This window comes from Streptomyces reniochalinae (assembly GCF_003323735.1).
Classification (GTDB): Bacteria; Actinomycetota; Actinomycetes; order Streptomycetales; family Streptomycetaceae; genus Streptomyces; species Streptomyces reniochalinae.
Genome location: NZ_QOIM01000018.1, coordinates 82,637 through 105,371, shown reverse-complemented (window position 1 = coordinate 105,371; position 22,735 = coordinate 82,637). Strand labels below are relative to the sequence as shown.

The following is a 22,735-nucleotide window of genomic DNA, read 5'->3' as shown; positions in this document are numbered from 1 at the left end:
GTGCCCCTTCGAGGTTCCCGTCGAGCCGGCCGGGATCAGCCGGGGCCGCCGCTGCCGAAGGACCCGCTCTGGCCGGGCTCCCACTTCTTGCGGCGCGGCGGCTCGCCGGGATGGTCCTCCCGGTCGCCGGTGTCGTGCACCCCGTCGTGCGGCAGCCTGCGGACGCCGTCCCTGGGCATCTCGTCGGGCTCCCGGTTGCCGACGATCTCGTCGGTCGGCCCTTCCTCGGGCAGGTGCGGCTGGTCCTCGGGCTCCGGCGGCTCGGGCTCGCGGTTCTTCACCCGGATGCCCAGCCAGACCGCCGCGACGAGCGCGCAGACGATCAGCAACCCGATGATCAGGGGCGCGAGGCCCACGAGGTGGTCACGGGCGGCGAGGTCCATGGCCGTCTGGGTGACGTCCGCGTTCATGTGCTCAAGCCCCCTTCGGCTCGCGTGTCATACGACGGGGTTTCCGCGGGGGACGAGGGGAAACGTGCGGCCGCCGATCAACGGGCACCCGGGCGTGCCCGGCGCGCGTCACCCGCGCGCGCCGCGTCTACTCGCCCGACATCCCCGGCTGACGGGCGTTCACGGCGATCATTCCGGGAATCTCGATCAACTCGGCCACCAGTTCGGGCACGGACCCCTTTCCCGCGACGGCGAGCGCCAGCCGGGTACGCGGCGTCCGCGCCACGTCGTCGCCGAGGTCGTCCTGCGTGGCCTGGGTCTCGGTGACGGCGAAACCGCGCTCCGTGCAGTGGCCCAGCGCCGTGCGCAGCACCCCGCGCCCCTCCTCGTAGGTGAGCAGCAGCCGGCTCGGTTCCACGTCGGGCAGGTGCTCGCCCAGCTTGGTGAAGCCCCACACCGTGAGGAAGTGCAGCGCCACGACGACGAGCGCCAGCAGCGGCAGTCCGGCACCGCACGCCATGCCCACGGCGGCGGAGACCCACACGATCGCGGCCGTGGTCAGTCCCCGCACCACGTCCCGCCGTACGAAGATCAGCCCGCCGCCCAGGAAGCCGACGCCGGAGACGACCTGGGCGGCGATCCGCGACGGGTCGAAGGAGACGCTGTCGGCGTCCATCAGGTCGGTGAAGCCGTACTTGCTCACCAGCATGAACAAGGCCGCGCCGAGCCCCACCAGCGCATGGGTGCGCAGCCCCGCGCTCTTGCGTTTGGCCCGCCGCTCCAGACCGATCAGCGACGTCAGGACGAAGGCCAGGGCCAGGTCGGCGATCTGCGGCCAGCCCTGGCCCAGGGAAGAGGAGAAGGCGTCGTGCATAGCCGAGGTCTAGCAGTCGTCAGTCGGTGGGCAGCAGGGGACCCAGCGGGCCGAGGTCCAAGTTCAGCTCCTCGGGGGTCAGGCCGAAGCGCTCGCGCAGCAGCTCCATGCGGTCCTCCAGGAGCATGAGCGTCATGCCGATGCGCTCTTCCTGGTCCTCGCTCAGGTCGCCGACGTCCACCCGGCGCAGTGCCTGGCGCTCCACGAGCTGACGCAGCAGTTCGACGATGGTCAGCACCAGCGCCGCGAGGTCGCGCTCCACGGTGTCGGGGTCGAAGTCGAGGCGGCGTGTCGTCACAGGGGGTTCCCTCCCTCCCACGGCGAGGGGACGCGTTCGTTGACCGAGCTGACCAGGGCGCGCAGGTCGATCCGCACCAGGTCCACGTCGGCGATCCCGAGGGTGAGCGAGCCGGCGAGCACCACGCCCGAGCCCAGCAGCCGGTCCAGCAGGTCCACCAGTGCGACCTGCCGCCTGGCCATCGGCCGCTGGGAGTCGACGGCGACCGGACCGGGGGCCGGCGCCACGGACGGTTCAGCGGACGGCGCCGTCATGGCGGCCCTCCACGTTCGCCTCGGCGCCGGCCTGACCGGACGCGAAGGAGTACGGCGCCCACGGCCCGGTCAGCTCGACCCGGACGGCGGGGTCGTGTCCGCCCAGCTGTTCGACGCGCTCGACGAACTCCTCCGACCGCTCGCGCGGCACCAGATAGGCCGCGTTGAGCAGGTTCTGGCCCGGGGCCTGGGAGAGCTGCGGGTTCTGTGCCGGATGGACCCGCACGTCCTCCGCCTGCGCGGCGAGCGCCGCGTGCAGCGTACGGCCGAGCTCCTCGGCCTCCTCCAGCGCGTTCTCCCTGGCCGTCACCTCCTGCTTGCGGCGGCGCAGGAAGTCCCGCCCGCTGCTGGGCGCGGCCCCGGCGGCGGCGGGTTCCGGTGCGCGGCGCTGCGCGTACACCTTCACCCCCCACTCGACGCGGCCCTCCAGCCGCTCCAGGGTCGCCGCGAACTCTTCCCTGCCCTCCTCCAGCGCGCGCCGTACGCCGTCGTCGTCGAGGTAGACGGTCGCCAGGCGCAGTGGAAGCGGACAGGTCAGCGCGGTCAGCGCGTCCACGACGCCCTGGTGGGCGCGTGCCGTCTCCTCCAGCCAGCGCAGGTCCTCCAGGTGGGCGCGCAACGGCTCCTCGGCGAAGTCGGCCTCGGGCACGACGCCCGTCACCGCCACCAGCCCCGCGTGCTCGACGGTGTAGGGGGCCGCGCCGCCGACGCCCCGCAGTTGCGCCGGCAGCGGACCGGCCAGTGGCGCGGTCACCGCGTAGACGTACCGCAGCTCACCGCTCACGGCCTTCCACCTCCTTGTGCTCCCTGTGCTCGGCTTCCTCGGCTCCGGTCGCCCCGGACCCCGGCGCCCTGCCCTCCAGCTCGGCGACGCGCTCACGCAGCCGCGCGTTCTCCTCGGACAGTTCGCCCCTGCGGGCGTTCGAGCTGAGCGCCGGATCGGTCTCCCACCAGTCGATGCCCATCTCCTTGGCCTTGTCGACGGAGGCGACGATCAGCCGGAGTTTGATGGTCAGCAGCTCGATGTCGAGCAGGTTGATGCGGATGTCCCCCGCGATCACCACGCCCTTGTCGAGGACCCGTTCGAGGATGTCGGCGAGGTTCGCGCTGCTGCCGCCCTCGTAGCGGTCGGGCAGCCTGCTCGCCCCCGGCATCGGCGTGCTCACCGGCGCTCACCCGCCGTGGCGTACTCGCCCTCGGCCTCCTCGGGCTCGACGTCCTCCGCTTCCTCGTCCGTCTCGTCGTACTCGCCCTCGGGCTCCTCGCCCTCCTCGTCCTCGGGTTCGCCGTCCTCGTCGTAGGCCGCCTCCGGCTCCTCGAACTCCTCGGAGTCGTCGGTGTCCTCCTCGTCCTCGGCGTAGGCGTCCTCGGGCTCCTCCGCTCCGCCCTCGGCGTCCTCGTACTCCTCGTCGTCGTACGTGTCCTGAGCCCGGTCTTCGGCCTCGCCGTCGCCCTCCTCGGAACTCCCGGCGTCCTCGGCCTCGTCCGGCGCGTCGGTTCCGGCGTCCTCGGCGTTCTCGTTCTCCTCCTCGGCGACCGCGTCCTCGTGGGAGACGACGACCTCGCCGTCGCGGATCTCACCGCGCCAGCCGTCGTCGGCCTCGCCCTTCATGGCGATGTGGCGGACGTAGTGCTTGAGGTCGAGCCTGGCCCGCCTGCCCTGGGCGCGCCAGATGTTGCCGGTCTTCTCGAACAGGCCCTTGGGGTAGTACTCGATCAGCAGCACGACCCGCGTGAGGTTGTCCGTCAGCTCATGGAAGGTCACCACGCCCTTCGTGCTGCCCTTGGCGCCCTCGGAGGTCCAGGCGATGCGCTGGTCGGGGATCTGCTCCGTGGTCGTGGCCTTCCAGCTCCGGTTGGACCAGAAGATCTTCGCCTTCCAGTCGGAGGTCGTGTCGTCGGCGACCGTGACGTCCTTGACGCCCTTGCTGAAGGAGCTGAAGTCCTGCAACTGGGTCCACTGGTCGTAGGCGTCTCTTATCGGCACGCCCACGTCCACGTACTCCAGGATGACGACCGGCTTCTGGCCGCCGCCCTTGCGCTTCTTGCCTCCGCCGCCGAACACGCCCTTGATGCCCTCGACGGCCTTGTCCTTGAGGTGGCCGCCGCCCACCTCCATGGCGGTGCGCAGCGGTCCCTTGCCGTCCATGATCTTGCGGCCGCTGTCCAGCGCCAGCTTGCCCAGCCCCGGGCTGTTGCCCTCGGCGACGTCGTTGAGCTTGCCGGTGGTCTGGCCCAGCTTGCGGCCCACCCCGCTGAGCAGCTTCTCCGCCTCCGCCATGGCGAACTCCTTCGCCACCGACTTCAGCCGGTCGGTCGCCGCGGTGTCGAGCCCGCCGAGCAGCTTTCCGCCGCCGTCCTTCGCCTCGGTGTCAGCCACGGCTCCGGCCTCCCTTCGCGCCACTGCCCTGCGCCCTCGTCGATGCCGACTTGGCGGCCGACGCGGTGCCGGTCCGCTTCTCGGTCGAGGAGCGGGACGACGACCTGGCGGTGCCGGACGAGGACGAGGCCGCCTTCTTGCCCGGCGCCCGCCCCTGCGACTGCTTCTTGGCCGGGCGCTCGGCGGCGGTCTTCTTCGCCGTGCCGGCGGACTTCCTCGCCCTGCCGGCCGTCTTCTTCGCGCCGCCGGCCGTCTGCCGGCCGGTACCGGAGGAGCGGGAGTCCGTCGGGGCCTCGGACTCGTGCTCCCCCTCGGCGCGCTCGTCGCTCTCCTGACCGTCCCGCTCCCGCGCGTCCTCGGCCTCGTCGGCCTCGTCCCGGGTGCGTGCGCGGCGGCTGCCCGGCAGGGCCTTGGTTGCGGCGCCCGCGGCGCCCTCGCCCGTGTCCTTGGCGGTGGAGGCCGCGGTCCCCGCCGTCTCCTTCGCGCTGTCCGAAACTCCGGACAGCTGGTCGCGCACGTCGAGGGTGCGCTCGTGCAGCCGGTCGGCCAGCGCGTTGACCTGGCGGTTGACCAGGGCGCCCGTGGCGGCCTTGCCCGCGCCGCGCAGATCGGTGCGCAGCTGGTCGCCCAACTCCTTGAACTGCGGATTGTTCGCGAGCTGGTCCTTGGCGAAGCCGACCAGCGCCTGCGGGTCGAGCTTGAGCCGCTTGCCGGCCACCATCGTCGCGACGCCGAAGGCGAACTTCGCCTTCTTCGTACGGCCGAGGACATAGCCCCCGGCGACGGCCAGCGCCATCGTCAGTCTGTTGTTCATGTCCATGGGTTCCTGTTCTCCAGACGCGCGAGGAGTTCGTCCTCGCGCCGGTCGAACTCGGCTTCGTCGATCTCACCGGCCAGCAGTGCCCGCTCCAGCTCGCGCAGCTCGCGCTGCACCGTGGCGGGGTCGCGGTACTGCCGTTCGGCCTCGTCCCGCACCTGCCGCAGCACCCACGCGGTGCCGCGCAGCGGAGCGGCGGGCAGCAGCAGCAGTTCGCTGATCAGGCCCATACCGGCCGCCCGTCAGCCCGCCGCGGGAGCGGTTCCCGCGGTGCCCGCGGCGCCGGCCGACGCGTCGGCCTTCTCCACGAAGCTGTAGGGCGGGAGCGGGCCGTTGACCGTGAGGTCGAGCTGGGGCGCCGAGGTCTGCAACTCCTCCAGCGCCGCGAGCAGTTCGTCGGCGCCTTCCCGGTCGACGAGGAAGGAGAGGTTGGTCAGCCAGCCACCGCTCTCGGGCCCCTCGCTGACCTCGGCGGCCAGCGGTTCCAGCGCCCGCCGCACCAGGGCGGCGTCGGTGGCCTCCCGGGCCTGTACGGCGCGGGCGACCTTCTCACCGAGCTGGAGCTTCTGCTCGTAGGTCCCGCCTCCCGCCGCGCGGTTGGCCTCGCTCTCGGCCCGCAGCTCGGGCTGCTCCGCCATGACGACGTGCAGCACCGCTTCCTCGTCGTGGCTGGCCTTGACGTTGTACTCGACCCTGCCCTCCAGCGCGTCCAGCCGTTCGCGGAAGTGCTCGGCGCGCTCCACCAGGACGTCACCGACGGTGTCGTCGTCCTCGGAGAGGCTGCCGAACCGCATCGGCAGGACAGGGCGCTCGGCGCTCGCCTGCGCCAGCACCTGCTGGTGGGCGAGGAGCTCCCTGCGCTTGGGCTTCAGATCGTCGGGGGCGTCGCTCACCAGCGCGACCAGCCCCTCGCGCTCGACCACGCGCACCGGGCGCGGGGGGTCGCCCACCCCGGTCAGGTCGCCGTGGAAGGGCGGGGCAGGCGTCCGGGCGATCCCGTAGACGTAGGTACTCACTCCCGCTCCTCCTTCCTGCGGGCCGGGGCGGCACGGCGCTTGCCGCCGCCGTTCTCCTGAGACTCGTCACGCGCCTGCTGGAAGGCGTCGGACACGGTCTGCGCCGCGCCGCTCAGCGCTCCTTTGGTCTTCCCCTTGGCGCCCGACTCGGTCATCTCACCGACCAGGTCCGGCAGCCCGGGGTCCTTGCGGGGGCCCGCCTCCAGGTCCAGCCTGTTGCAGGCCTCGGCGAACTTCAGATACGTGTCGACGCTCGCGACCACGACGCGGACGTCGATCTTGAGGATCTCGATGCCGACGAGGGACACCCGCACGAACGCGTCGATCACCAGCCCCCGGTCGAGGACGAGCTCCAGTACGTCGTAGAGATTGCCGGTGCCGCCGCCTTGCTGTTGTGCCGGAGCGACAGTCATGAGGACGGAGCCTCCTTCGCTTCTTGGCGTCACTTGTGGCCCAGCTCGCGGTCAACTACCGCGCATGGCCCGCCATTTCACGGGCCTCATCTGTCTCGATGGCCGCGGCCTCGCCGCGGCGCCGGACCGGGTAGCCCTCGGGCCAAAGGTCAAACCCCGCGTGCTCCGTCGCAGGTCAGAGCCCGTTCCACGGCAGCACCCAGCTCCCGCCTCTCGCGGTGTCCCAGCCGTTCCCGCAGCGGTGCGAAGACCTCTTCCTCGTCGCCGCGCGCCGTGGCACGGACCGCGTCCAGCACCGCGGCGATCTCCTGGTCGGCGGCCGGCGCGTCGGGCGCGAGGCCGTGCAGACGGCGCACCGCCGCGCACGTCGCGGCCGCGCGCCGGGCCGCGGCGGCGGCGACCCGGTCCCCGTCGGGCAGCACCCGCCGCAGCACCGGGCCGAGTTCCCGCTCCAGGGCGAGAGCGCGCCGCCTGGCCCCGGAGCCCAGCTCCTCGGCCAGAGCGGCGCGCCGCTCGGGGTCACTCGTCGCCTCGTACGCGGTGACCAGCCGCTCCGTCTCGGCGTACGCGTCCGCGAGCAGCTCGGTCACCTCAGGGTTGTGCGCCATCTCATCTCCTTGGTCCCCTTCCCTCCCCCGGTGACCGTTTCGCCCCGCGAGGCGTGGGGACCCGGGTGTGCGTCGAACACGGAGGTGATCGCGGTGCAACGAAGCCAGGGCACCAGGCACGAAGAGGACGCCCGGGACCAGCGTCACGCTCCCGTGCTCCTCGCACGGACGACGCGCCGCCCGGACGGCCCGATGGGCTACGGGCCGCGTGCTCCGTCCGGGGACCGGGACCCGGAGTCCCACATCTTCCGCGGCGAGGACTGACCCGCCCGGTCTCCGGCCCTCACCGGTACCCGGCCTGCCCAGGTTCACTCGGCGCACAGCGGGCACCCGCCCGGTCCGCCGGACTTCCCCGCACGCGTGGGGAGAGAGGAGAACCGGGATGAGTGAGAGCGCGGGCGGCACGGCCAAGAAGACGGCCCAGGCGGCAACCCCACGCAAGAAGACCGGCTCGGCGAGCCCGGGCACGGGCACGGGCCCGGGCACGGGCAAGCAGCGGAACGCCACCTCGGGTACGCGGCAGAACACCGTGCGCAAGCGGACCACCGACGAGACCCGCAGGCGGCCCGCGGCCGAGGAGCGGAAGCAGTCCGCGCCCGAAGACGGCAGGGAGTCCGGCGAGGAGAGCCGCGAGCAGCCCACCGTCGAGGCCAAGGCGCCCAGCACCGCTCAGGTGCTGCGGTCCGCGCGGGAAACCATCGAGGAGCTGACCGGGCTGGAGGCGGAGACGGTCTCCTCGGTCGTCAGAGGCGAGGACGGGGGGTGGACGCTGCACGTGGAGGTCGTCGAACTGCGGAAGATCCCGGACAGCGTGAGCATGCTCGGCTCGTACGAGATGACCCTGGACTCCGACGGGGAGCTGACCGCCTACCGCAGGCTCCGCCGCTACGAGCGCGGCAAGGCCGACCCCCGGTGACGCCGGCGCCCCGCGGGCGCTCCCCCTCGCCGGCTCGCGCCACAGCCGGCTCGCGCCACAGCCGGCTCATGACGCTCAGGACACCTGGATGGCGAGGATCGTCGCGTCGTCCTCCGCCTCGGGGCCCAGCAGCTGGGCGACCATGCGCTCCGACGCCGTCTCGGTGAGCCGCCCCTGGGCCATCCACCTCCGCACGGCCTCCAGGAGGGCGGCGGAGCCGGTCTCCAGGTCGCTGCCGCGGCGCTCGACGACGCCGTCGGTGTAGAGGAGCAGCAGGTCGCCGGGGTGCAGTTGGGCGGTGTTGGTCGTGTAGTCCGCGTCCGCGAGCACGCCCAGCATCATGCCGTGCTCGCCCTCCAGCAGCCGCGGCTCGCCGTTCCTGACCAGGATCGGCGCGGGGTGTCCCGCGCTGGCCCAGCGGAAGGCCCGCGCCTCGGGGAACAGGTGCCCGACCACGCAGGTCGCGGTGGTGTCGAGGTTGCCGTAGTAGTCGTTGTAGACGACCTCCCCCAGCGCCCACAGCAGCTGCGCCGCGTCCCCGCCCGTGTAGGCGAGCCCGGCGAGCGCGGAGCGCTGCTGCACGGCACGGCTGGCCGCCTGCACCCCGTGCCCCGAGGCGTCCCCCATGGCCAGCAGCACCCGGCCGTCGGGGAGCTCGCGGCACTTGTACCAGTCACCGCCCACGCCCGAGTCGGAGGGCACGTAGGCGGAGCTGACCGAGATCCACGGCGGTGTCAGCGCCTCCAGCGGCGGGACGAGGGCCTTGCGGAACGTCTCGGAGACCCGCCGCTCGGTGGCCGCTTCCTGCCGCAGCCGTTCGGCCTCGACGAGGGCCTGGCGCAACTGCTCCTCCTGCCCGGTGATGTTGCGCGCGGCGAACAGCAGGGACTCGGGCACCTCGGCGCCCTCCGGCTGGGCGTGCCCCACCCAGCGGATCCGCCGCCGCGAGCCCTCCACGCGGACGGTCAGCTCGCGGTCGGGCACCCCGACGCCGCGCAGCAGGGCCCGCATGTCGGCCACGAACCCGGGCAGGTCCGCGGGGTCGACCTTCCGTCCGACGGTGAACAGATCCGCGGCGACGTCCCTGGCCGAGGCGACCGTGCGCGCCGCCCCCTCCGCCGCGTGCACGTCCTCGAGGGTGACGCCCTCCGGCGGCGGCGCCCGCAGCCCCAGCAGTTCGCGCAGCCCGTGCGACCAGCGGGTGCGGCCGCTGATCAGATCCCATTCGGCCCACCCCATCCGGCCGCCCTCCTGGACGCGGTGGCTGAGCCGGGCCTCGCCCGCCGGTTCCCAGTTCGTCAGCAGCAGCCCGAGCCGGGGCAGCACGGTGACGGTGCCGCGCAGCCTGGCGCGCTGGAGCACCCCGTCCACGACGTCCACGTAGTCGACGGTGCCGCTGGAGACTGGGGTGCCCTTCTCCAGTGCCGCGCGGTACACGTCGTACAGCCCGCTGGTGCGCACCCCCGGCCTGGTCTCTGACAGGCGCTTGCCCAGGAAGTCGAACGAGCCGCGTTCCACCCCGCTCAGCTCGAAGTGGTTGGCCCCGACGACCGTGAAGTCGCACACCGTCCCGTCCGGCGCGATGTCGGGCCGCAGCACCGTCGAACTGCCCCGCAGGACGCCCAGCACCGCCGGCACCCAGGACGGCAGGCCCGGCAGCACCGCCACGTCGCTGGGCGGCGCCTGCCCGGCGCCGTCGGACACGAACGGGCTCGGTGGGCCCTCCTCCCGCCCCGAGCGGCCCCCGGTCCGCTCGGCGGCGATACGGGCGCGCGCCCTGTGCCGTGCCCGCGCGACCGTACGCAGCGCGAGCCGGTGCAGCTCGGCGAGAGCGTCCTCGGTGGCGCGGTCAGACGAGACGTCCATATGTCGGCATTGTGCGCCCGCACGCGGCGCCGTGCCGGGTGGGAGCCGGCCGGTACCGCCGAGCGGGTCCCAGCCGGCCTCCCCTGCCTTAGAGTCGGACAGCATGACGGCAGACGAAGGACCGGTGCGGGTCGACAGCTGGATCTGGTCCGTGCGGCTGACGAAGACCCGCTCCCAGGCGGCGACCGCGGCGCGCGGCGGACACGTCAAGGTCAACGGTGAGCGGGTGAAGGCGGCGCACTCCGTCAAGGCCGGGGACGAGGTGCGGGTGCGGCACGCCGGGCGCGAACGCATCGTCGTCGTCAAGCGCCTGCTCAAGAAGCGGGTCGGGGCGCCCGTGGCCGAGGATGCCTACGTGGACAACTCTCCCCCTCCGCCGCCCGTCACCGAGATCCCCGTCGTCGCCCGCCGCGAGCGCGGAGCCGGGCGTCCCACCAAACGCGACCGGCGCGAACTCGACCGCCTCCGCGAGACCCGCTGAAGCGGAGGACCGCGTGTGCGGCCGGGCGGACCGGCGCCGAGGACCTCAGGAGCCGCGCGGCCCCACACGGCACGCCCCGCGCCGGGCCCGGGCGCCTACAGTGTGAGGTCTCCCGGCAGGCGACCGCCGCCGGGTACGGGGGGCTCCTCCCTGAGCCGCTCGGCGAGCACCGCGGCCTGCACCCTCCGCCCCACGCCGAGTTTGCCCAGGATCGCCGAGATCCGGTTCTTCACGGTCTTCTCCGCGAGGAAGAGCCGCTCACCGATCTGCCGGTTGGTCAGCCCCTCCCCCACCAGGGCCAGCACCTCCCGCTCGCGCGGGGTGAGCCGCGCCAGCTCGGCCGGTACGGCCCGGGCCTCACGGCCCGCCCCCGGCGCAGCGGCGCGCGCCGTGACCCGCGCCCGCGTGCCCGAGTCGATCAGCGAGCCGCCGGACGCCACCGTCCGGATCGCGCTCACCAGGTCGGCGCCCCTGATCTGCTTGAGCACGTACCCGGCGGCGCCCGCCATGACCGCGTCGAACAGCGCCTCGTCGTCGTCGAACGAGGTCAGCATGAGGCAGACCAGGTCGGGACTCAGCGCCCGCAGCTCGCGGCAGACCTCGATGCCCCCGTGGTCGCCGCCAGCCTCCCCGGTCTTCTCGCCGCTGCTCCCGCCGGGTCCCGCGCCGCTGCCGAGGCGCACGTCGAGCACGGCCACGTCGGGTCTCAGCGCGGGGACCCTGGCCAGCGCCTGTGCCGCGTCGCAGGCCTCGCCGACGACGCTGAGGTCGTCCTCCGCCTCCAGGAGGTCGCGCAGCCCGCGCCGCACCACCTCGTGGTCGTCGAGCAGAAACACACGGACAGGGGCGGCGGGGCGCGCTGACCTCGCGCCCCGGCTCTCGGAACCCGGCACTTGACCTCCTCGGAACGCCCCCAGCCTGGGGCATGGCCCGCCCGGTGAGTAGGGGCCGTTCGGCACCCGGAGCACGGGGGTCCCGCGGCACGGGGCGGCCCGGCGACCGCGAGCCCGCACCCCTTAGAGTGCGGTCCATGACGGAGCACCCCCGGCGGAGCAGGAGCATCCGCCCGCTGGCGGGCGTGCTGACGGCGATGGCGGTCTCCTTGACCGGCACCCGGATATCGGCCATCGCGCTCCCCTGGTTCGTGCTCGTCACGACGGGCAGCACGGCGCAGACCGGTCTGGTGTCGCTCTGCGAGCTGGCGCCCTACGTCCTGATCAAGGCCCTGACCGGGCCGCTCGTCGACCTGGCGGGGCCGCGCACGGTCTCGTGGAGCACCGACGTGGTCAGCGCGGCGGCGATCACCGCGGTCGCGGTGCTGCACCTGGTGGACGTGCTCTCGTTCTGGCTGCTGCTGCTCCTGGTCGCGGTGATCGGCGCGGCACGGGGTCCGGGCGACCTGTCCAAGGAGATCATGGTCCCGCAGGCCGCGGCGCGCGGCCTGGTGCCGCTGGAGCGCGCGGCGGGCCTCGCCGGGGTGACCGAACGGCTGGCCTCAACGGTCGGCCCCGCGGCAGGCGGCACGGTGGTGGCGCTGCTCGGCGCACCCACCGCGCTGATCGCCATCGCGGTCTGCTTCGCCTCCGGTTCCCTCGTCGTCGTCCTGGCACTGCCGCACCGGCGGCGACCGGCGGCGGGCGAGGAAGCCCCGCCCGCGGTGACGGCCGGCCCCGGGCCCGGCTACTGGCAGCGCATGGGCGAGGGGTTCCGCTTCCTGCGCGGTGACGGGCTGCTGCTCACCGTCATCGTCATGGTGGGCGTGACCAATCTGCTGGACGCGGCGTTCAACTCGCTGCTGGTCCCGGTCTGGGCGCGCGAGTCGGGCCACGGGCCCGAGGCGATGGGGCTGGCCAACAGCTCGCTGGGGCTCGCGGCGGTCGCCGGGAGCCTCGTCGCGGCGGCCGTGGGGCACCGCATGCCGCGCCGTGTGGTCTTCTTCGCCGGGTTCCTGCTCGCGGGCGCGCCGCGGTTCTTGATCCTGGGCGTCCTTCGGGCTGGCCCCCGTGCTGTGCGCCGGCGGCGCCGCCTACTTCCTGACGACCAACCTGACCGGGCTGCGGCCCGAGTGGCGCCGGATGGACGAGCAGCGCAGGGCCCCGGGCCCGCCCGTCCCGCGCCGGCGCGCCCCGGCGGACCCTGCCGAAGGTGGGCGGGCCGCCCCGGCGGGCACGAAGCGGGGCCCTTCGCCGGGCGGGGAGGAGCACCGGAAGCGCCCTTCCCCCGGCCAGGAGGAGCGCTCTCCGGCGGGCGGTGGTGAGCGCTCCTCGACGGGGGCCCGGAGCGCTGAACGACAGGCGACCTGAGGTCAGTTGGCCCGTAGACTGCCCCTCTGGGGGCTCGCGGCCGCTCGGGGGCCCGGCTGTCGTACCGTCGCACGGAGGCGCGCATGGCGGAGGCTGCCGGAGACGGCGGGCAGCACCACCCGGACGGGGGCCGGCTGCCCCAGCCGAGGCTGGACGAGTTGCTGGACGAGCTCCAGGCCCGGCTGGATGCCGCCCGCACCACACAGGACCGGATGCACAGCCTGCTCGAAGCCGTTCTGAGCGTGGGCCGTGAGCTGGATCTGGCGCAGGTGCTGCGCCGCATCGTCGAGGCGGCGCTGGCCCTGACGAACGCGCGGTACGGGGCGCTGGGCGTCATCGGCGAGGGACAGCGCCTGGTGACGTTCCTGCCGGTGGGGATCGGCGAGGAGGAGGCGGCGCGGATCGGGCCGCTGCCCTCGGGGCACGGGGTGCTGGGCGAGCTGATCCGCGTCCCTGAGCCGCTGCGGCTGTCCGATCTGAGCACGCACCCGGCCAGCCACGGCTTCCCCGCGCACCATCCGCCGATGCGCACGTTCCTGGGGGTGCCGGTGCGGGTGCGCGACGAGGTCTTCGGCAACCTGTACCTGACCGAGAAGCGGGGCGGCGCGGAGTTCGACGCCGACGACGAGGCCGTCGTCACCACCCTCGCGGTCGCCGCGGGGGTGGCCGTGGACAACGCGCGGCTGTACGCGGAGAGCAGGCGCCGCGAACAGTGGCTTGAGGCGCTCGGGGAGATCACCCGGCTGCTGCTGAGCGGCGCCCCCTCCAGCGAGGTGCTGCGGCTGATCGCCTGGCGTGCCCTGGATGTCGCCCAGTCCGACTCGGCGTGCGTGCTGCTGCCGGACGCCGCGGGGCCGGCGGACGGTGCGCAGGGGCTGCGGGTGGTGGTGGCGGTCGGGGCGCTGGCCGAGGAGCAGACCGGGGTGGTGGTGCCCTACGACGAGACGCTCTCGGGGCTGGCGGCGCGCACCGGCGAGCCGGCCGTGTCGGCGGACGTGACCGTCGACCCGCGCAACCGCGCCTTCCTCGCGGGACAGAGCGTGCACGGCCCCGTCGTCGCCGTACCGCTGCTGGCGCAGAAACACGCGCCGGGCGCGCTGCGGCTGAGCCGGCTTAAGGGGCGCGAGCCGTTCGAGGAGACGGAGGTGGAGCTGCTGTCGGACTTCGCGGCGCAGGCGGCGCTCGCGCTGGAGATGGCGCAGCACCGCGCCGAGTCCGAGCAGCTGGCGCTGCTGCACGACCGCGACCGGATCGCCCGTGACCTGCACGACCTGGCCATCCAGCGGCTGTTCGCCACCGGGATGACGCTACAGAGCGCGGGCCGGCTCATCGACCGGCCGCAGGCGGCCGAGCGGGTCAGCCGCGCCGTGGACGACCTGGACGAGACGATCAAGATCATCCGTTCGACCATCTTCGCGCTGCGCACCTCGGGCGAGGGACCGCAGGACGCCCCGGCCGGCCTGCGCCGCACCCTGGCGAAAGCCGTCAGCGACGCGGCGGACCGGCTCGGTTTCCTGCCCGCGCTGCGCGTGGAGGGCCCGGTCGACACGAACGTGCCGGCCGAGGCGGCAGCCCAGGTGAGCGCGGTGCTGGGCGAGGCCCTGAGCAACATCGTCCGCCACGCGCGGGCCCGCCGCGTGGACGTGGCGCTGTCCGTGGGCTCCGCCGTCGCGCTGACGGTCACCGACGACGGTGTCGGCGTCGGTGACGCGCCCCGCACCGGAGGGCTGGCCAACATGCGCTCGCGGGCCGAACTCCTGGGCGGCACGTTGACGGTGTCCCACGGTGCGGCCTCCGCCGCCGGGCCCGGCACCCGCCTGGTGTGGGAGGTTCCCCTGCCGCGCGAGGCCGAGTAGCCGGGGCCTGGGGCGCGAGCGGCCGGGTGGCCGGGGCCCGCGGGCGCCCACCCGGGCGGCAATGCCCACGAGCACGCATGCCGCCGCCGTGGCCAGGGGACCCGGCACGCATGACGAAGCTCGGTCTGCCCGACGGCATCCGCGCATGCCTGTTCGACCTCGACGGTGTCCTCACCAAGACCGCCGTCGTGCACGCCGCCGCGTGGAAGGAGATGTTCGACGTCTATCTGCGCGGGCGCGACGGGCCGGGATTCCGGGTCTTCGACCCGGTGGCGGACTACGACGCCTACGTGGACGGACGCCCCCGGGCCGACGGCGTCCGCACCTTCCTCGCCTCGCGCGGTATCGAACTCGCCGAGGGCACGCCCGACGACCCGCCGGAGCGGGAGACGGTGGCCGGACTGGGCAACCGCAAGAACGCGCTGCTGCTGGAGAAGATCCGCAAGGACGGCGTCGAGGCGTACGACGGCTCCGTGCGCTACCTGCACGCGGTGCGCGCGGCGGGGCTGCTGACCGCCGTCGTCTCCTCCAGCGCCAACTGCCGGGACGTGCTCGCCTCCGTCGGCATCGAGGACCTGTTCGACGTGCGGATCGACGGCGTGGTGGCGAGGGAGCGCGAGCTGCCCGGCAAACCCCACCCCGGCACCTTCCTCGCCGCCGCGCACGACCTGGCCGTGGAACCGGGCGCGTCGGCCGTCTTCGAGGACGCGCTGGCGGGCATGGACGCCGGCCGCGCGGGCCACTTCGGGTACGTCGTCGGCGTCGACCGCACGGGCCAGGCCGCCGCGCTGCGCGCCCACGGCGCCGACACGGTCGTGACGGACCTGAGCGCGCTGACGGACGCGGCCGGGGACCGCCCGCGCGCCGACGGGGAGGAGAACGCCAGGTGATCAGCCACTCCTGCTTCACGGTACAGCCCTGGACGCTGCACGAGAGCGAGCTCCGCCTGGACATCCTGCCGCAGAGCGAATCCGTCTTCGCCCTCTCCAACGGGCACGTCGGGTGGCGCGGCAACCTGGACGAGGGCGAACCGCACGGGCTGCCGGGCACCTACCTCAACGGGGTGCACGAGCTGCGCCCGCTGCCGTACGCGGAAGCCGGCTTCGGCTACCCCGAGTCGGGCCAGACCGTCATCAACGTCACCAACGGCAAGGTGATGCGGCTGCTCGTCAACGACGAGCCCTTCGACGTGCGCTACGGCAGGCTCCGCTCCCACGAGCGGACCCTGGACCTGCGCTCGGGCCTGCTGCGCCGGGTCTGCGAGTGGACCTCGCCCGCAGGATGCACCGTGCGGGTGACCTCGACCCGGCTGGTCTCCTTCACCCAGCGCGCCATCGCGGCCGTCGCCTACGAGGTGGAGCCGCTGGACACGGACGTCCGCGTCGTCGTCCAGTCGGAGCTGGTCGCCAACGAGCAGCTGCCCCACAAGAGCGGCGGCGACCCGCGGGCGGCCGCCGCGCTGGAGGACGTGCTCACGCCCGAGGAGGACTTCGCCTCCGACATGCGGCTGCGGCTGGTGCACCGCACCGGCACCAGCGGACTGCGCGTCGGCTCGGCCGCCGACCACGTGGTGCACGGGCCCGAGTCCACCGCCACCAGTGCCGAGAGCGGCGAGAACGTCGCCCGGCTCACCGTCACCTCGCGGCTGAGCCCCGGACAGCCGCTGCGCGTCGAGAAGCTGGTCTCCTACGGCTGGTCGGGGGTGCGGTCCCTGCCCGCCGTCCGCGACCAGGTGGACGCGGCCCTCGCCGGCGCCCGCACCGCGGGCTGGCAGGGCCTGGTGGAGGCGCAGCGCGCCTACCTCGACGACTTCTGGTCCCGCGCGGACGTGGAGGTCGACGGCGACGCCGAGATCCAGCAGGCGGTGCGCTTCGCGCTCTTCCACGTGCTCCAGGCCGGGGCGCGGGCCGAGAAGCGCGCCATCCCCTCCAAGGGCCTGACCGGCTCGGGGTACGACGGGCACACCTTCTGGGACGGCGAGTCGTTCGTGCTGCCCGTCCTCACCTACACCTCGCCGCCCGCGGTCGCCGAGGCCCTGCGCTGGCGCCAGGAGACGCTGCCCGCGGCCCGCGCCCGGGCGCGGCAGCTGGGCCTGCGCGGCGCCACGTTCCCCTGGCGGACGATCGACGGCTCGGAGTGCTCGGCGTACTGGCCGGCCGGCACGGCGGCCTTCCACGTCAACGCCGACATCGCGGAGGCCGTGGTGCGGTACGTCGCCGCCAGCGGCGACACCGGCTTCGAGCGGGAGACGGGGGTGGAGATCCTGGTCGAGACGGCCCGGCTGTGGCACTCGCTGGGCCACCACGACCACCACGGCACCTTCCACTTCGACGGGGTGACGGGGCCCGACGAGTACAGCGCCGTCACGGACGACAACCTCTACACCAACCTGATGGCCCAGTCGAACCTGCGGGCGGCGGCCGACGCCGTGGAACGCTACGGCGAACAGGCGGCGGCACTCGGCGTCGACGACGAGGAGGCCGCAGCGTGGCGGGACGCGGCCGACGCCGTGGCCATACCGTTCAACGAGGCGTTGGGGGTGCACGAGCAGTCGGCGGGTTTCACCGGGCACCAGCTGTGGGACTTCGGCGCCACCCGCCCCGAGCAGTACCCGCTGCTGCTGCACTTCCCCTACTTCGACCTCTACCGCAAGCAGGTCGTCAAACAGGCCGACCTGGTGCTGGCCATGTACAAGCGCGGCGACGCCTTCTCCGAAGAGCAGAAGGAGCGCAACTTCGCCTACTACGAGCAGATGACGGTCCGCGACTCGTCGCTGTCCGCCTGCTGCCAGGCGGTGATGGCCGCCGAGGTCGGACATCTCCAACTCGCCTACGACTACACGGGCGAAGCGGCGCTGATGGACCTGGAGGACCTGGAGAACAACACCCGCGACGGGCTGCACATCGCCTCGCTCGCGGGCACGTGGATCGCGCTGGTGGCCGGCTTCGGCGGGATGCGGCACAGCGACGGCACGCTGGACTTCTCCCCCACGCTGCCGGACCAGCTGCGCCGGCTGACCTTCGCGGTGCAGATCCTCGGCCGCAGGCTCCGGGTGGAGATCGAGAGCACATCGGTGACCTACACGCTGCTGGAGGGCGAGCCGCTGCGGCTGCTGCACTGCGGTGAACCCTTCACCGCGAAGGCCGGCTCACCCCGCACCCACCGGCTGCGCGGCCATCCGCCCCGCCCCCGCCCCGAACAGCCCGCGTGCCGCCGGCCCGCACGACGCCACTGACCCACCGCGGGCCGGCGGCAGCCACCGCCCCGCCGGCGGCCGGGGCCCGGGGTCACCGGCTCTGCCGCCGGCCGGCGGCCTGGTCCAGGCGGAACGCCTCGTCGCCCTGCCCGATGCGGGCGAAGGCGTGCGGGGCGCGGGCCCGCAGCACCGGGCCGACGGTGAGGCCGACGACGGCCGCGGCGCCGACGCTTCCCACCGGCGAGTTGGGCGACACCCCGGGGCACCGGCAGGGGGATCCCCCCTGCCGGGCCGGCGCGTCACAGGTGGCGCTTCAGCTCCCGCCGGGCCAGCGACCGCTGGTGCACCTCGTCGGGCCCGTCGGCCAGCCGCAGGGTGCGCGCCGCCGCCCACAGCTCGGCGAGGGGGAAGTCCTGCGAGACCCCGCCCGCGCCGTGCAGCTGTACGGCGTCGTCGATGATGCGCACCACGGCCCGCGGGGTGGCGATCTTGATGGCCTGGATCTCGGTGTGGGCGCCGCGGTTGCCGACCGTGTCCATCAGCCAGGCCGTCTTGAGCACCAGCAGCCGCAACTGCTCGACCTGCACCCGCGCGTCGGCGATCCACTCGTGCACCACGCCCTGCCGGGCCAGCGGCTTGCCGAACGCGGAGCGCTCCACGGCCCGCCGGCACATCAGCTCGATCGCCCGTTCCGCCATGCCGATCAGCCGCATGCAGTGGTGGATGCGGCCCGGGCCCAGCCGGGCCTGCGCGATGGCGAAGCCGCCGCCCTCCTCACCGATCAGGTGGTCCGCCGGCACCCGTACGTCGTGGAAGAGGACCTCGGCGTGGCCGCCGTGGTAGTGGTCCTCGTAGCCGTAGACCGACATGGCGCGGCGCACCTCGACGCCCGGGGCGTCGCGCGGGACGAGCACCATGGACTGCTGGCGGCGCACGTCCTCGCCGTCCGGGTCGGTCTTGCCCATGACGATGAAGACCTTGCAGTCCGGGTTCATGGCACCGGAGATGTACCACTTGCGGCCGGTGACGACGTAACCCCCCTCGCCGTCCCGCCGGATGCGGGTGGCGATGTTGGTGGCGTCCGAGGAGGCCACCTCCGGTTCGGTCATGGCGAACGCGGAGCGGATCTCACCCGCCAGCAGCGGCTCCAGCCACCGCTCGCGCTGCTCGGCCGAGCCGAACTGAGCCAGCAGCTCCATGTTGCCGGTGTCGGGCGCGGCGCAGTTGAGGGCGGTCGGTGCGAGCTGCGGGCTGCGTCCGGTGATCTCGGCCAGCGGCGCGTACTGGAGGTTGGTCAGGCCCGCGCCGTACTTCTCGCCCGGCCGGCCGTGCTCGTCCACGAAGAAGAGGTTCCACAGGCCCAGCCCGCGTGCCGCCTCCTTCAGGTCCTCGACCACCGGCGGGGTCTGCCAGGGCGACTCCAGTGCCGCGCGCTGCTCGCCGGCCAGTTGTTCGGCCGGGAGCACGTGCTCGTCCATGAAGGCGAGCAGCCGCTCGCGAAGCTCCTCGGTCCGCGCGTCGTATGCGAAGTCCATGCGCGTGCTCAGCCCTTCCGCAGTGTGGTGAGTCCGTTGTCGATGAAGACCGGGACGAGCTCCCCGATCCGGTCGAAGCCGGCGCCGACGGTCTGGCCGAGCGTGAAGCGGTAGTGGATCCCCTCCAGGATCACGGCGAGCTTGAAGTAGGCGAACGCCGTGTACCAGTTGACGCGGGACACGTCCCGTCCTGACAGCCGGGCGTAGCGCTCGATCAGCTCGGCGGCCGAGGGGTGCCCCGGCGCGGTGCTGGTCGTGCTGACGGGCGAGTCGGTGACGTCCTGGCGCTCGCTGTACATGGCCAGCAGGCCCAGGTCGGTCAGCGGGTCGCCGAGGGTGGACATCTCCCAGTCGAGCACCGCGGCCACCTGGTCCTCGGCGTCCACCAGCACGTTGTCGAGGCGGAAGTCGCCGTGCACGACCGTGGGCGCGGGCGAGACGGGCAGCGTGTCGCCCAGCGCGCCGCGCAGCTCGTCCATGCCCGCCAGCTCCCGGCTGCGGGACGCCTCCAGCTGCTTGCCCCACCTGCGCAGCTGCCGCTCCAAGAACCCCTCGGGACGCCCGAAGTCGCCGAGCCCGACCGCTTCGGGGTCCACGGAGTGCAGGGCAACCAGCGTCTCGGGCAGGGCGAGGACGACCTGACGGGTGCGCTCGGGGCCGAGCGGGGCGAGCTGCCCCGCCGTGCGGTACGGGGTGCCCTCGACGTGTTCCATGACGTAGAAGGGCGCCCCGAGCACATCCGGGTCCTCGCACAGCAGCACGGTGCCCGGCACGGGTACGGGGGTGTCGCGCAGTGCGCTGATGACGCGGTGTTCGCGGGCCATGTCGTGTGCCGTGGCCAGGACATGGCCGAGCGGAGGACGGCGCACGATCCAGCGGCCGACCCCGTCGGTGACCCGGTAGGTGAGGTTCGAGCGACCGCCCTGGACCACCTCGGCGCTCAGCGGACCCCGCAGGAGGCCGGGCCGCTCGCGCTCCAGGTGCGCGGCCAGCCGCGCCAGATCGAGGCCGGGCGGATTCTGTTCGCTCATCGTGCGCGCTCCTTCAGCATCGGTCGCGTCCGATCATGCCGACTAGTCGGTATGGCGTCCAGAGGGGGCGGCACGGATCACCGCACCGCCGCCCCATACGTCCCCGGTGTCCCGGGAATCTTCACGAGGGTGCCCTGCCCGCCTCGCGGAGGACGGGGCGGGCAGGGCAAGGCGGCGGGCGCCGCGTCAGCCGAGCGCGACCACGGCCAGGATCAGCACGCCGACCGTGAGCACCACGATCAGGGCGAGCCCCGAGGGGTTGCGGTGGTTGAGGACGTAGCCGTTCCTGGAACGCTCGTCGCGGACGAACAGCGGCTCCTTGTCACCCATGGGCATGGCACGAAGGCTAGGGCGCCACCCGCCCGCCTGTCACCGGACTTCGGGCGGAAAGCGGTGTAACGCACACGGTTCCGCACACGAACGGGGCGAAGGAGGCAGAAGGGGTGGACGAGACGGAAGGGGCGGACGAGGCGGGCGGGAAGCGCTCAGCCGGGAAACGACGGGGAGACGAGGGGCCCGGCGGGGAAGGCGATGCGGGCGTGGCGGGAGCACCCGCGCCTCAGCAGACCCCGGCGCGCTCCAGCACCGCCAGCGCCTCCGCCCTGGTCTCCTCCGGCGTGCCCGCCACGGAGACCGCCGCGCCCCGCTCGTCGGCCCCCAGCGGCTCCAGCGCCTCGAACTGGGAGCGCAGCAGGCTCGGCGGCATGAAGTGGCCCTTCCGCCGGGCCACCCGCTCGGCGATCAGCTCGAAGGAGCCCTCCGTGTGGAGGAAGAAGAGCCGCGAGGAGACCTGCCGCAGCCGGTCGCGGTAGCGGTGCTTGAGCGCGGAGCACACCAGCACGGCCCCGCTCTCGCCGTGCCGGGCGAGCCAGTCGGCCATCGCGTCCAGCCACGGAGCCCGGTCGGCGTCGTCCAGCGGCACCCCGGCGGACATCTTCTCGATGTTGTGCCGGGGGTGGAAGGCGTCGGCGTCGGCGAACGGCACGCCGAGCGCTTCGGCCAGCCACTCCCCCACGGTGCTCTTGCCTGATCCGGACACGCCCATCACCACGACGAGCGGCTCGCACGGGTTCACTCCACGGTTCACAGCAGCAGTCCTCCCACCACGACCAGCACCAGCACACAGACGAGTGTCCCCATGACCTGCACGGCGCCCATGGGGGACGGGCGGGTACCGGCGAGGACGCCGATCCTGCGGTGCGCCGTCAGCAGCAGGGCCAGCCAGGCGAGTACCCCGACACCGGCCGCCGCCACGGCGGTACCCGTCCGCTGCTCGACGGCCACCCGGGCCGCCAGCGCGACGGAGACGGCGAACGTGAGCGTCGTACGGCGCCAGGCGAACCAGGTGCGCTCGGGTTGTGCGCCGGGGTCGCGGGGCGCGGGCTCGTCGCGCTCACCCGCGGGTGTCCCGCCGGGCGGGGGCGTCATCGGCCCCCCAGTCCGAGCACGACGACGGCGATCACCAGCACCGCCGCCGCGGCCGTGGCCGCCGCCAGCACCACGGGGAAGCGGGAGGCGGGCAGATCCTCACCGCGCCGCATGGCGCGCTCGCAGCGCACCCAGTGGTTCACGGCGCGGAAGGCGCACAGCACCGCGCCCGCCAGCAGCACGATCGCCACCGTCGTGCGCACCCCCCAGCGCAGCCCCGTCAGGAACTGGTCCACCGCGATCCCGCCCGCGACCAGGGCCAGCGAGGTGCGGATCCAGGCGAGGAAGGTGCGCTCGTTGGCGAGCGAGAAGCGGTAGTCGGGCGTGGTGCCCTCCTCCCTGAGCCGCTGGGGGGCCAGCCACAGCCTGACGGACGCCGTAATCCGGTCGAGCATGGCTCAACCGTACGCGGTGACCTGCGGCATTCCCGCGCGGGGACGCCTTGGGGGCCTTGCGCGCGGACCTGCCGGGCTCGCCTCGGAGTGCGCTTACGCCTCAGAGTGCCGAGAGCCGGCGGTGGCACTCCAGCCCGTCGGGCACGACCAGACCGTCCCGCTCCCACCCCTCCAGCCGCCGCTCCAGCTCCTCCGGTGCGAGGAAGTCCCACCACTCGACCTCTTCCGCCTGCGGCCGGACGGGCAGCGTGCACACGACCTCGTAGACCGCGAGGAACCAGGAGTACTCGGCCGTCTCGAAGAGGAACTTCGTCCGCCGCTCGGGCATCGGGAGCCCCTGGACGCCCAGCTCCTCCTCCGCCTCGCGCAGCGCGGCCGTGTCGTAGTCCTCGCCCGCGCCGACGACGCCGCCCACCACCACGTCGTACATCCCCGGAAAGATCAGTTTGGTGGGGGTGCGGCGGTGCACGAAGAGCCGGCCGTGCGCGTCGCGCACCCGGATGGAGGTGCTGCGGTGCCGCAGCCGCTCGGTGTAGACGTCACCGCGCAGCCGCTGCCCGACGACCCGGTCTTGTCCGTCCACGATGTCCAGCAGCTCGTCCGCCGCGCGCGCCTGCTCCGTCATGCCGCCCATCCAAGCACCACGGCGACACCCGTACAGGACGGGGCGCCGTCCGCG

Annotated in this window: 27 protein-coding genes and 1 pseudogene; 6 read left to right on the top strand and 22 right to left on the bottom strand. The window is 73.6% G+C overall.

Annotated features, from left to right (window positions below):
• Window positions 1–35 precede the first annotated feature (35 nt).
• The 12 genes from DQ392_RS01315 to DQ392_RS01260 form a co-directional block, all read right to left on the bottom strand.
• Window positions 36–410, bottom strand: a complete 375-nt coding sequence (locus tag DQ392_RS01315) for a DUF6479 family protein (protein ID WP_114013572.1) — start codon at window positions 408–410, stop codon at window positions 36–38.
• Window positions 411–537: 127 nt separating this feature from the next.
• Window positions 538–1,263: an MgtC/SapB family protein gene (locus DQ392_RS01310; protein WP_114013571.1), complete on the bottom strand. Its 726-nt coding sequence runs from the start codon at window positions 1,261–1,263 to the stop codon at window positions 538–540.
• Between the two features lie 19 nt (window positions 1,264–1,282).
• The gene (locus tag DQ392_RS01305) at window positions 1,283–1,561 is read right to left on the bottom strand and encodes a gas vesicle protein K (protein WP_114013570.1); all 279 of its coding nucleotides are present in this window, start codon (window positions 1,559–1,561) and stop codon (window positions 1,283–1,285) included.
• The gene (locus tag DQ392_RS01300) at window positions 1,558–1,743 is read right to left on the bottom strand and encodes a gas vesicle protein (protein WP_342774896.1); all 186 of its coding nucleotides are present in this window, start codon (window positions 1,741–1,743) and stop codon (window positions 1,558–1,560) included. Before DQ392_RS01300 ends, DQ392_RS01305 begins: the two co-directional genes overlap by 4 nt.
• 52 nt (window positions 1,744–1,795) lie before the next feature.
• The gene (locus DQ392_RS01295; RefSeq protein ID WP_114013568.1) at window positions 1,796–2,599 is read right to left on the bottom strand and encodes a GvpL/GvpF family gas vesicle protein; all 804 of its coding nucleotides are present in this window, start codon (window positions 2,597–2,599) and stop codon (window positions 1,796–1,798) included.
• Window positions 2,589–2,969, bottom strand: coding sequence for a gas vesicle protein (locus DQ392_RS01290; protein ID WP_245981058.1), 381 nt, complete (start codon window positions 2,967–2,969; stop codon window positions 2,589–2,591). Before DQ392_RS01290 ends, DQ392_RS01295 begins: the two co-directional genes overlap by 11 nt.
• An 8-nt stretch (window positions 2,970–2,977) precedes the next feature.
• The gene (locus DQ392_RS01285) at window positions 2,978–4,195 is read right to left on the bottom strand and encodes an SRPBCC family protein (protein ID WP_425470455.1); all 1,218 of its coding nucleotides are present in this window, start codon (window positions 4,193–4,195) and stop codon (window positions 2,978–2,980) included.
• Window positions 4,188–5,009: a DNA primase gene (locus DQ392_RS01280; RefSeq protein WP_245981024.1), complete on the bottom strand. Its 822-nt coding sequence runs from the start codon at window positions 5,007–5,009 to the stop codon at window positions 4,188–4,190. The genes DQ392_RS01285 and DQ392_RS01280 overlap by 8 nt, the downstream gene beginning before the upstream one ends.
• On the bottom strand, window positions 5,006–5,242 hold the full coding sequence (locus tag DQ392_RS01275) for a gas vesicle protein GvpG (protein ID WP_027737327.1): 237 nt from the start codon (window positions 5,240–5,242) through the stop codon (window positions 5,006–5,008). The genes DQ392_RS01280 and DQ392_RS01275 overlap by 4 nt, the downstream gene beginning before the upstream one ends.
• Before the next feature lie 12 nt (window positions 5,243–5,254).
• Window positions 5,255–6,028, bottom strand: a complete 774-nt coding sequence (locus DQ392_RS01270; protein ID WP_114013567.1) for a GvpL/GvpF family gas vesicle protein — start codon at window positions 6,026–6,028, stop codon at window positions 5,255–5,257.
• Window positions 6,025–6,441 (bottom strand): gas vesicle structural protein GvpA, encoded by a 417-nt coding sequence (locus DQ392_RS01265; RefSeq protein ID WP_114013566.1) that lies wholly within the window; start codon window positions 6,439–6,441, stop codon window positions 6,025–6,027. Before DQ392_RS01265 ends, DQ392_RS01270 begins: the two co-directional genes overlap by 4 nt.
• A gap of 149 nt (window positions 6,442–6,590) precedes the next feature.
• Window positions 6,591–7,049: a hypothetical protein gene (locus DQ392_RS01260; RefSeq protein WP_114013565.1), complete on the bottom strand. Its 459-nt coding sequence runs from the start codon at window positions 7,047–7,049 to the stop codon at window positions 6,591–6,593.
• A gap of 382 nt (window positions 7,050–7,431) precedes the next feature.
• Here DQ392_RS01260 and DQ392_RS34950 point away from each other — a divergent pair, with 382 nt between their 5' ends.
• Window positions 7,432–7,965, top strand: coding sequence for a gas vesicle protein GvpO (locus tag DQ392_RS34950; protein ID WP_245981023.1), 534 nt, complete (start codon window positions 7,432–7,434; stop codon window positions 7,963–7,965).
• Between the two features lie 75 nt (window positions 7,966–8,040).
• Here the strand turns inward: DQ392_RS34950 and DQ392_RS01245 are convergent, their stop codons facing one another.
• Window positions 8,041–9,831: a PP2C family protein-serine/threonine phosphatase gene (locus tag DQ392_RS01245; protein ID WP_114013563.1), complete on the bottom strand. Its 1,791-nt coding sequence runs from the start codon at window positions 9,829–9,831 to the stop codon at window positions 8,041–8,043.
• A 103-nt stretch (window positions 9,832–9,934) separates the two neighbouring features.
• On the opposite strand from DQ392_RS01245, the gene DQ392_RS01240 reads away from it, so the two are divergent.
• Entirely contained in the window at window positions 9,935–10,312 is a 378-nt protein-coding gene (locus DQ392_RS01240) for an RNA-binding S4 domain-containing protein (protein ID WP_114013562.1), read from the top strand.
• A 95-nt stretch (window positions 10,313–10,407) separates the two neighbouring features.
• On the opposite strand, the gene DQ392_RS01235 is transcribed toward DQ392_RS01240, so the two are convergent.
• Entirely contained in the window at window positions 10,408–11,148 is a 741-nt protein-coding gene (locus DQ392_RS01235; protein ID WP_425470454.1) for a response regulator transcription factor, read from the bottom strand.
• 194 nt (window positions 11,149–11,342) lie between these two features.
• Between DQ392_RS01235 and DQ392_RS01230 the strand changes: the two are divergent.
• The 4 genes and pseudogenes from DQ392_RS01230 to DQ392_RS01215 all read left to right on the top strand — a co-directional run bounded on the left by DQ392_RS01230 (window position 11,343) and on the right by DQ392_RS01215 (window position 17,706).
• Window positions 11,343–12,615, top strand: a pseudogene (locus tag DQ392_RS01230) (MFS transporter).
• 83 nt (window positions 12,616–12,698) lie between these two features.
• Window positions 12,699–14,471, top strand: a complete 1,773-nt coding sequence (locus DQ392_RS01225) for a GAF domain-containing sensor histidine kinase (RefSeq protein ID WP_114013560.1) — start codon at window positions 12,699–12,701, stop codon at window positions 14,469–14,471.
• 110 nt (window positions 14,472–14,581) lie between these two features.
• Window positions 14,582–15,361, top strand: coding sequence for a beta-phosphoglucomutase family hydrolase (locus DQ392_RS01220; protein WP_114013559.1), 780 nt, complete (start codon window positions 14,582–14,584; stop codon window positions 15,359–15,361).
• Window positions 15,358–17,706: a glycoside hydrolase family 65 protein gene (locus DQ392_RS01215; RefSeq protein WP_114013558.1), complete on the top strand. Its 2,349-nt coding sequence runs from the start codon at window positions 15,358–15,360 to the stop codon at window positions 17,704–17,706. Before DQ392_RS01220 ends, DQ392_RS01215 begins: the two co-directional genes overlap by 4 nt.
• Window positions 17,707–17,758: 52 nt before the next feature.
• Here DQ392_RS01215 and DQ392_RS34240 read toward each other — a convergent pair whose 3' ends face one another.
• The 8 genes from DQ392_RS34240 to DQ392_RS01185 form a co-directional block, all read right to left on the bottom strand.
• A complete protein-coding gene (locus DQ392_RS34240) occupies window positions 17,759–17,923 on the bottom strand; it encodes a hypothetical protein (protein WP_181856224.1) in 165 nt (54 codons plus the stop codon).
• Between the two features lie 43 nt (window positions 17,924–17,966).
• The gene (locus tag DQ392_RS01210; RefSeq protein ID WP_114013557.1) at window positions 17,967–19,202 is read right to left on the bottom strand and encodes an acyl-CoA dehydrogenase family protein; all 1,236 of its coding nucleotides are present in this window, start codon (window positions 19,200–19,202) and stop codon (window positions 17,967–17,969) included.
• A gap of 8 nt (window positions 19,203–19,210) precedes the next feature.
• A complete protein-coding gene (locus DQ392_RS01205; RefSeq protein WP_114013556.1) occupies window positions 19,211–20,233 on the bottom strand; it encodes a phosphotransferase family protein in 1,023 nt (340 codons plus the stop codon).
• Window positions 20,234–20,419: 186 nt separating this feature from the next.
• A complete protein-coding gene (locus DQ392_RS34235) occupies window positions 20,420–20,569 on the bottom strand; it encodes a hypothetical protein (RefSeq protein WP_181856222.1) in 150 nt (49 codons plus the stop codon).
• 223 nt (window positions 20,570–20,792) lie between these two features.
• A complete protein-coding gene (locus DQ392_RS01200) occupies window positions 20,793–21,278 on the bottom strand; it encodes a gluconokinase (RefSeq protein ID WP_114013689.1) in 486 nt (161 codons plus the stop codon).
• Between the two features lie 38 nt (window positions 21,279–21,316).
• Window positions 21,317–21,661, bottom strand: coding sequence for a DUF202 domain-containing protein (locus tag DQ392_RS01195; RefSeq protein WP_114013555.1), 345 nt, complete (start codon window positions 21,659–21,661; stop codon window positions 21,317–21,319).
• Entirely contained in the window at window positions 21,658–22,056 is a 399-nt protein-coding gene (locus tag DQ392_RS01190; RefSeq protein WP_114013554.1) for a YidH family protein, read from the bottom strand. Before DQ392_RS01190 ends, DQ392_RS01195 begins: the two co-directional genes overlap by 4 nt.
• A 100-nt stretch (window positions 22,057–22,156) precedes the next feature.
• A complete protein-coding gene (locus tag DQ392_RS01185; protein WP_114013688.1) occupies window positions 22,157–22,681 on the bottom strand; it encodes an NUDIX domain-containing protein in 525 nt (174 codons plus the stop codon).
• Window positions 22,682–22,735: the final 54 nt, after the last annotated feature.

Bases quoted from the DNA above. Each gene is read 5' to 3' on its own strand.
- DQ392_RS01315 (WP_114013572.1), bottom strand. From the start codon at position 410: ATGAACGCGGACGTCACCCAGACGGCCATGGACCTCGCCGCCCGTGAC.
- DQ392_RS01310 (WP_114013571.1), bottom strand. From the start codon at position 1,263: ATGCACGACGCCTTCTCCTCTTCCCTGGGCCAGGGCTGGCCGCAGATC.
- DQ392_RS01300 (WP_342774896.1), bottom strand. From the start codon at position 1,743: ATGGCCAGGCGGCAGGTCGCACTGGTGGACCTGCTGGACCGGCTGCTG.
- DQ392_RS01290 (WP_245981058.1), bottom strand. From the start codon at position 2,969: ATGCCGGGGGCGAGCAGGCTGCCCGACCGCTACGAGGGCGGCAGCAGC.
- DQ392_RS01280 (WP_245981024.1), bottom strand. From the start codon at position 5,009: ATGAACAACAGACTGACGATGGCGCTGGCCGTCGCCGGGGGCTATGTC.
- DQ392_RS01275 (WP_027737327.1), bottom strand. From the start codon at position 5,242: ATGGGCCTGATCAGCGAACTGCTGCTGCTGCCCGCCGCTCCGCTGCGC.
- DQ392_RS01265 (WP_114013566.1), bottom strand. From the start codon at position 6,441: ATGACTGTCGCTCCGGCACAACAGCAAGGCGGCGGCACCGGCAATCTC.
- DQ392_RS01260 (WP_114013565.1), bottom strand. From the start codon at position 7,049: ATGGCGCACAACCCTGAGGTGACCGAGCTGCTCGCGGACGCGTACGCC.
- DQ392_RS34950 (WP_245981023.1), top strand. From the start codon at position 7,432: ATGAGTGAGAGCGCGGGCGGCACGGCCAAGAAGACGGCCCAGGCGGCA.
- DQ392_RS01245 (WP_114013563.1), bottom strand. From the start codon at position 9,831: ATGGACGTCTCGTCTGACCGCGCCACCGAGGACGCTCTCGCCGAGCTG.
- DQ392_RS01240 (WP_114013562.1), top strand. From the start codon at position 9,935: ATGACGGCAGACGAAGGACCGGTGCGGGTCGACAGCTGGATCTGGTCC.
- DQ392_RS01225 (WP_114013560.1), top strand. From the start codon at position 12,699: ATGGCGGAGGCTGCCGGAGACGGCGGGCAGCACCACCCGGACGGGGGC.
- DQ392_RS01220 (WP_114013559.1), top strand. From the start codon at position 14,582: ATGACGAAGCTCGGTCTGCCCGACGGCATCCGCGCATGCCTGTTCGAC.
- DQ392_RS01210 (WP_114013557.1), bottom strand. From the start codon at position 19,202: ATGGACTTCGCATACGACGCGCGGACCGAGGAGCTTCGCGAGCGGCTG.
- DQ392_RS01205 (WP_114013556.1), bottom strand. From the start codon at position 20,233: ATGAGCGAACAGAATCCGCCCGGCCTCGATCTGGCGCGGCTGGCCGCG.
- DQ392_RS34235 (WP_181856222.1), bottom strand. From the start codon at position 20,569: ATGCCCATGGGTGACAAGGAGCCGCTGTTCGTCCGCGACGAGCGTTCC.
- DQ392_RS01200 (WP_114013689.1), bottom strand. From the start codon at position 21,278: ATGGGCGTGTCCGGATCAGGCAAGAGCACCGTGGGGGAGTGGCTGGCC.
- DQ392_RS01195 (WP_114013555.1), bottom strand. From the start codon at position 21,661: ATGACGCCCCCGCCCGGCGGGACACCCGCGGGTGAGCGCGACGAGCCC.
- DQ392_RS01190 (WP_114013554.1), bottom strand. From the start codon at position 22,056: ATGCTCGACCGGATTACGGCGTCCGTCAGGCTGTGGCTGGCCCCCCAG.
- DQ392_RS01185 (WP_114013688.1), bottom strand. From the start codon at position 22,681: ATGACGGAGCAGGCGCGCGCGGCGGACGAGCTGCTGGACATCGTGGAC.